Genomic DNA, 7,347 nt, shown 5'->3' with positions numbered 1-7,347 from the left:
TGACACCCAACACCCCCAGGAAACGGGAAAACACCCAGAGGACATCAGGCCATCAACCAAAAAATAAAAACTTTGGTATCAACAAACTAGACACACTATTGAGTTGACAAACAACACACCACATCAAAGCCTCTGTCGAGGCCATCGATTGGAAGTTTGTGTGCCGCATGCTTGGAAGCTCTTCGCTGTCCTCGCGGCAACTCGACCAGCTTATCCGTTCCTCGTCCGGTTCGCAACCCGGCGTTCACTCGCCGTTTGCGTTCCGTTCTGGAACAGGAAGCTTGTCGACCTGCCCGGCCAGCTCTCGGCTGTCCGTCCTTGCGGCGACTCGGAATACATTACACACGGCTTCAGGCCTGTGCAAAACGGGCGCTCCCGGTCTCCTGGGCCCCCGACCAGCCCCACCCCGGGTCAGCCCTGGATCAGCCCCGGAGGAGGTTCTTCCGCACCTTGCCCGTGGCCGTGCGGGGCAGTTCATCGCTGAAAGTGATGGTGTCCGGGACCTTGAACCCACTGAGCTGTCCTCGGACGTGCTCCCGAAGCTCGTCCTCACTCACCGCGGAACCGCTGGCGCGCACCACATGGGCGACCGGTCGCTCGCCCCACTTCTCGTGGGCGACCCCCACCACGGCGACGTCGATGACGTCCGGGTGCGAGTAGAGCGCCTGCTCCACCTCGATGGAGGAGATGTTCTCACCACCGGAGATGATGATGTCCTTCGCACGGTCCCGCAGCTGGATGTACCCGTTGGGGTGCATCACGCCCAGGTCCCCGGTGTGGAACCAGCCGCCGTCGAAGGCCTTGCGGGTGGCGGGCAGGTCCTTGTAGTAGCCAATCATCACGTTGTTGCCCCGCAGCACGACCTCCCCCAGCATCTCGCCGTCCGCGGGCACGTCTGCGCCCTCCGGGTCGACGACGCGCGCGGACTCCGCCTGGATCATCGCCACGCCCTGCCAGGACATCTGCTGTGCCCGTTCGGCCGGGGCGAGATCCGCCCACTGCTCCTGCGGCTCGCAAATGGTGATGGGACCGAAGACCTCCGTGAGGCCGTACACGTGCACGATGTCGAACCCCGCCGTCTCCAGCCGTTCAATGATGCTGGGGGCGGGAGGGGCACCGGCGGTCGTGATGCGGATGGGTTTCTCCAGGGGGTGTGCCTGTTGCGCGTCCACGATCACCGAGCACACGGCGGGCGCCCCGCACAGGTGCGTGATGCCCTGCTCGTCGAACGCGCGCCAGATCTCGTCCGCCCGCACCGCGCGCAGGCACACGTGAGTGCCGCCCGCCGCGGTGACCGCCCACGTGGTGCACCACCCGTTGCAGTGGAACATGGGCAGCGTCCACAGGTAGCGGGTGTCTCCGCCGAAGCCGTTGTGGAAGACCTCACCCAGGCTGTTGAGGTAGGCCCCGCGGTGCGCGTAGAGCACACCCTTGGGACGCCCCGTGGTCCCGGAGGTGTAGTTCAGCGTGATGGGCGCGTTCTCGTCCGCCACGCCGTAGCCGACGACGCCGCGCGCCGCGTCCCCCACGCCCGCCGCCTCGAGCGGTTCCACGTCCAGGAACTCCTCGAACGTGGGCACCGCGCCCCCCGCGCCCTCGCGGACCGCGGGAAGATCCGCCTGCTCGTCGGGGATCTGGACGAGGGTGACGCCGGGACGGTCACCGAGGGCCTCGGCCACGACGTCGAGCACGGAGACGTCCGCGAGGACCACCCGCGCCTCGCAGTGCCCCAGGATGTAGCCCAGCTCCCGGGCACTCAGGCGGGGGTTCAGCGGAACGAGCACGGCACCCGCGGCGGGCACCGCGTAGTGCGCCATCAGCGCGGCGGGAACATTCGGGGCTATCACGGCCACCGTGGGCCAGGAACGGTCCAGCAGCTCCGCGCCCTGGAATTCCTCGCCCGCTGTGCCGCCGCCGCGTCCACTGCGGGTGCTGGTATCCGTCCCTCCCGATGCCGATGAGGGATCAGACAACGTGGCCGCGCCCGGTGAGTCAGGAGCTGCGACCCCGCTGCTGGAGGCCGCCTGGTCCGTGCCCCGCCCGGGCGCCGAGGTCGAGGAGGGTTCGGCACCCGGGCGCCCGGCGTCGTCGCCGTGACCCGGGGTGGAGGCCGGGACCAGGCCCGACGCTCCGGTCCCCCGGTGGGCGTGCGCCACCCCCGGGCCCGAGGCCTGCGCCTCCTGCTCGCCCTTCGCCGTGGCGGCCACGCCGTCCCGCAGGTGGGGCAGCAGCGCCGTGGCAAAACGCCGGACGTCCCACTCGAACTGCTCCCAGGTCCACTCCTGCGTGCCGTGCACCACGGCGCGACGGCGGGGGAAGACCTCCGCGCTGCGCTCCAGGAAGCGCAGCGGGGTCAGCGGCTCGGAATTGGCAAACATGGTGCTCCCTGCGGGTCGGGCCCCGGAGGGCGCGGTGCTGGCCGCTCAGGTGTAGGCGACTCAGTTGTAGGCGGAGATCCCGGTGATCGACTTGCCGATGATCAGCGCCTGGACCGTCTCGGTCCCCTCGTAGGTGTGGATGGCCTCCACGTCCGCGAAGTGACGTGCGACACGGTTCTCCAACAGAATGCCATTGCCGCCCAGCAGATCACGAGCGTTCGCGGCGATCTGACGCGCCGTGCGCGTGGCCGTGAACTTGGCGAGGGAGGCCTGCGGGCCCGTGAGGGAGCCCGCCTCCTCCTTGCGCGCCATGGCCATCACGAGCGTCTGGATCTGCGTGAGCTCGCTCAGCATCCGGGCCAGGCGCTCCTGCACGATCTGCGAGGCGGCCAGCTGACGGCCGAACTGCTTGCGCTGAGCGGCGTACTGCACGGCGCTCTCGTAGCAGGCCTGGGCGTGACCCACGGCGGCCCAGGCCACGCCGATGCGCGTGGCGAAGAGCACCGCGGAGGTGTCCTTGAAGGACTGCGCCTTGGGCAGCACGTTCTCCGTGGGCACGAAGACGTTTTCCATGCGGATGTGCGCCTGGTGGATGGCGCGCAGGGAGAGCTTGCCGGTGATGGTGGTGGCGGTGTAGCCATCGGAGTCCTGGGGGACCACGAAGCCGAGAACCTTGCCGTCCTGGCTGCTGCGCGCCCACACCACGGTGATCCCACCCATGGACCCGTTGCCGATCCACTTTTTCTCGCCGTTGAGGACGTAGCCGCCCTCCACGGGGACCGCGGAGGTCTCCAGGCCGATGGAGTCCGAGCCGTGCGCGGGCTCGGTCAGTGCGAACGAGCCCAGCAGCTTGCCCGCCGCCATGTCCGGGAGCCAGCGCTGCTTCTGCTCGTCGCTGCCGCACATGGCGATCGAGCGCATGGCCAGACCGCCCTGCACCCCCGCCACCGTGGAGGTCGAGCCGTCACCGCGGGAGAGCTCCATGCTGATCAGCCCCGCCGCCATCTTGGACATGGGCGGGTAGCCGGGAACGTCCACGCCGTCGCGCAGCAGGTCCAGCTCACCCATGCGCGCCACCAGGTCCAGGTTGTACTCGCTGTTGTCCCAGTACTCGCCGATCACCGGGAGGACGTCCTCCTGGACGAACGCGCGGGCGCGCATCCAGTGGGCGCGGTCCTCGTCCGAGATCTCGGCGAACGTGCCGGCCTCGTCCGTGTCCAGCGCCTCGTTCAGCGTGTACTCCGGCTCCATGGTGCCCACGGGGAACGTCTGCGTGGCGGATGCCGTGTTGTCGATGGTCATGATCACTCCTTGGTGCTCGAACCAGTGCTCGATGCTCGGTGGTGGAAGGGGACTACTGCTGGGCGGCGTCGAAGCGCTGCCCGCGGACGCGCTCGGAGGCACCCGTGTAGTCGAGGTAGGGCGTAATACCGCCCATGTGGAACGGGTAGTTGGCACCCAGGATCATGCAGAGGTCCACGTCCCGGGCTGTCGCCACGACGCCCTCGTCCAGCATGTGGCCGATCTCCTCCGCGAGCGCGTCCTGGACGTCGGTCAGCAGGTGGCCATCCGCGCCGTCGTCCGAACGGTCCGGCACCCCCCTCTCCTGGCGGGTGCGCTCCAATGCCTGCTGGGCACCCTCCGCGAGATAGGTCTCAGAGTTCTCCCCGCGCGGTGGCAGGGTGTTGCGCAGGCCGGCGTCCGCGACGGCGTCGAGCCACGGCGAGAGCGTGAAACGGTCCGGGTACGCCGCATTCATGGTGTGCGTGATGTGGACCAGGACCGCAGGGCCCACGAAGTCGAGCAGCTGCAGCGGGGTCATGGGCAGACCCATGGGGTCCAGCGCGTGGTCCACGGCGTGGGGATCCCCGCCGGCGTCCACGGCGCGGCCAATCGAGTCGAACATGCGGGTCAGCACGCGGTTCACCACGAAGCTCGGGGCGTCCTGCACGCGGACGGCAATGCGGCGCATCTTGGCGGCGAGGTCGAACGCGGTGGCCAGGGTGGAGTCGTCCGTCTTCTCGCCCGCGATGATCTCGAGCAGCGGGGTGACCTCCACCGGGTTGAAAACGTGGAAGCCCACGAGGCGCTCCGGGTGCTTGAGATCCCGGCCCATCTCCGTGATGGACAGTGAGGAGGTGTTGGTGGCGAGGATCGCGTCCTCACGGATCACCGGCTCCCACTGGGCGAAGACCTGGCGCTTGACGTCCATCTCCTCGAAGACGGCCTCGATCACGAAGTCCGCGTCCGCGAGGTCCTCAGGGCTCTTCGCGCCGGTGATCAGCGCACCGAGCTGCTGCGCCTTCTCCTCGCTCATGCGCCCCTTCTGGGCCTGGGCGAGGAAACGCTCGCGGGTGCGCTGCACACCGGCCTCGAGACGCTCGTCGTCGAGGTCCGTCATCACCACGGGGATGCCGGCGCCCTGCGCGAGCAGGGACGCGAGCTGGCCCGCCATCAGGCCCGCGCCGATCACGGCGGCCTTCCGGATCTCGCGGACCGGGGCGTCCGGGACGTTGGCGGCCTGCTTGCTGCGGGCGCTCACGAGCTCGAACGCGTACAGGGACGCGCGGGCGGGCTCCGACTGCACGATCTCCTTGAACACCTCGACGGCGGCGGCGCCGTTGGCCTCGCGGGACTCGGTGCGCGCACGGCCCACGAGCTCGATGGCGGCCACCGGCCCGGGAGCCGCACCGTGCCAGGCCTTCTCAGCCTTCGCGGCGGCCTTCTCCACGGCGGCGTCCCAGGTCTGGGCGTCCTCCGCGGTGCGACGGGGCTCGTGCTTGCCCTCCAGGGCCTCCACGACCCAGTTCTGCCAGGACGTCTCCCACTCGTCGGTGCCGGGAGCGCCGTCCAGCACCGCGTCCACAAGCCCGATCTCCGCGGCCTTGGCGGGGTTGAGGTTCTTGCCCCTCATGGAGTCCGTGACGATCACGTTCAGCGCGGCCTCCGCTCCCACGAGGTGCGGCAGCAGGTAGACGCCACCCCAGCCCGGGAAGAAGCCCAGGTGGCACTCCGGCAGGCCCATGGGGGCCTTGCCCGCGGTGGAGAGGCGGTAGTCCGTGTGCAGCGCCAGCTCCATGCCCCCGCCCAAGGCCACGCCCGTGATGAGCGAGAACGTGGGGACGTCCATCTCCGCGAGGACACCGAAGGCGTCGTGGCCCGAGCCCACGTACTCGTCCGAGGTGCCGCTGAGCTGCGCCGCGCGGATCTCCTTGAGGTTGGCGCCCGCGCCGAAGGACTTGGTGTTGCCCGTGACGACCACGGCCTCCACCTCGGAGGTGTCGATCGCCGAGAGCTCACGCTGCAGGTCCCGCATGGCTGCGGAGCCCCAGATCACGAGGCCGTTGGGGGCGGTCGAGTCCAGGGACACCAGCGCAATGGGCTTCTCCCGGCCGGGCAGCACCGGCCGGGTCACGGTGATGGTCACGGTGGACGGGAAGGACTGTTCGCTCACGCTTGCGCTCCTGTGTCTCAGCAAGGGGGTGGTGTGGACCACATAACTGCGGCTCAGTTTGCCCTGAGACGCAGTCTCACGTCAAGACATGCGGTGTCACCGCGTACCGTCCCCGCAAGGGCCCTGGATAGGCTGGGCGCGATGACTCTCCAGCTGCCGTTGCGTTCCGGCCGCCTGCAGTTGCGGTGGCCCACAGAAGCCGACATCGAACCCATGCACTCCTACCAGTCCCGCGAGGACTACGCGGTCTTCGCCTGGCGAGCGCCGCGGGACCTCGACCACGTGGTGCGCACCGTCGAGGCCCACCGGGGGCCGCGGGACTGGGCCCACGACGGGGACAGCCTGCGGCTCGCGCTCTCACCCCGGGATTCCGAGGAGCTGGTGGGGGAGATCGCGCTGACGCTCGTGGACGCGCAGTCCGCCCAGGTGGAGATCGGCTGGGCCCTGCACCCGGACCACACCGGCCGGGGATACGCGAGCGAGGCGGCCGGCACTGCCGTGGACCTGGCCTTCGAGCGGCTCGGTGCCCACCGCGTCTTCGCCCGCCTGGACAGTCTCAACACGGCCTCGGCCAGGGTCTGCGAACGTCTGGGCATGCGCCACGAGGCCACCCTGCACGAGAGCCACCGGCAGCTGGGCGAGTGGCGCGACGAGCTGCTCTACGCCGTCCTGGAGTCGGAACGGCGCGCGAGCCGTGAGAGGCGCGCGGACTAGGAGCGCAACGCCTCGTACACGGACCGCGCGGCGCGCTCCGCGGCGACCTGCGGGTCCGTGCCCTGCGGGACCACGACGACGATCGGCGCGGGCCCCTCCGAGGCGGCGGCGACGTCGTCACCCCCGGCCTCCCGGGAGATCGTGCCCGACGCGGGCACCGGGTCTACCGGGCCGAGAGCACCTCTCGCCGGTGACCCGACGCCGAAGACCGAGCACAGCCACGCCACCCGCTGGCTGAGCGAGGCGGCGAGCTGCTCACCGCCGGCCGGGCTCGGATCCCGCAGCCACGTGCGCAGGAAGGCATTGTGCACCGCCACCGTGGCCGCCGCGAGCGCGACCGCCGTGACCCTGCGGTCCTCGGAGGGGGCCAGCGCGTCCCGCAGGAACGCCTGGAACACACGCTCGTAGCGCGAGGACATGGCGATCTCGCGGTCCCGCAGCGACTCCACGCCCTGCAGCAGGTCGTGCCGGGCGACGGCACGTTCCGTGTGGTCGAGGTGGTGGCGGAACACGAGCTGCGCGCCCTCCACGAGTCCCCTGCGCGGGGAGAGGCCGGACCGGTGCAGCAGCACCTCGAGGCGCTCCAGCGTGGCGGCGTGGTCTGCGAAGACCATGTCCTCCTTGCTGCCGTACTTGCGGAAGAAGGTGGCGCGGCTGATCCCGGCGGCCTGGGCCAGCTGCTCCACCGTGGTCTCCAGGTACCCGTGGTCGGCGAGCATGCGGACGGAACGCGTCACCACGTCCTCGGACTCGCCGTGCGACTGTCTCACCTGGACCTCCTCGGACCGGCAGCGGGCTCTT

Annotated in this window: 5 protein-coding genes; 1 reads left to right on the top strand and 4 read right to left on the bottom strand. The window is 69.9% G+C overall.

Annotated elements, in window-relative coordinates:
• Positions 1-422 precede the first annotated feature (422 nt).
• The 3 genes from FS770_RS10985 to FS770_RS10975 are packed head-to-tail and all read right to left on the bottom strand — an operon-like array spanning position 423 to position 5,832.
• Positions 423-2,378 carry an AMP-binding protein gene (locus tag FS770_RS10985; RefSeq protein ID WP_244944890.1) on the bottom strand — a complete coding sequence of 652 codons (1,956 nt, stop codon included), beginning with the start codon at positions 2,376-2,378 and terminating at the stop codon, positions 423-425.
• Between the two features lie 60 nt (positions 2,379-2,438).
• Positions 2,439-3,680 (bottom strand): acyl-CoA dehydrogenase family protein, encoded by a 1,242-nt coding sequence (locus FS770_RS10980; RefSeq protein ID WP_145011797.1) that lies wholly within the window; start codon positions 3,678-3,680, stop codon positions 2,439-2,441.
• A 52-nt stretch (positions 3,681-3,732) separates the two neighbouring features.
• Positions 3,733-5,832, bottom strand: a complete 2,100-nt coding sequence (locus FS770_RS10975) for a 3-hydroxyacyl-CoA dehydrogenase NAD-binding domain-containing protein (protein WP_145011794.1) — start codon at positions 5,830-5,832, stop codon at positions 3,733-3,735.
• Between the two features lie 141 nt (positions 5,833-5,973).
• Here FS770_RS10975 and FS770_RS10970 point away from each other — a divergent pair, with 141 nt between their 5' ends.
• On the top strand, positions 5,974-6,546 hold the full coding sequence (locus FS770_RS10970; protein ID WP_145011792.1) for a GNAT family N-acetyltransferase: 573 nt from the start codon (positions 5,974-5,976) through the stop codon (positions 6,544-6,546).
• Here FS770_RS10970 and FS770_RS10965 read toward each other — a convergent pair.
• On the bottom strand, positions 6,543-7,316 hold the full coding sequence (locus tag FS770_RS10965; RefSeq protein WP_186366762.1) for a TetR/AcrR family transcriptional regulator: 774 nt from the start codon (positions 7,314-7,316) through the stop codon (positions 6,543-6,545). The genes FS770_RS10970 and FS770_RS10965 overlap by 4 nt on opposite strands.
• Between the last annotated feature and the right edge of the window lie 31 nt (positions 7,317-7,347).

It is taken from the genome of Kocuria salsicia (assembly GCF_007681555.1).
Classification (GTDB): Bacteria; Actinomycetota; Actinomycetes; order Actinomycetales; family Micrococcaceae; genus Kocuria; species Kocuria salsicia.
The sequence above is the reverse complement of the archived record's forward strand: the minus strand, read 5'-3'. Positions and strand labels throughout refer to the sequence as shown.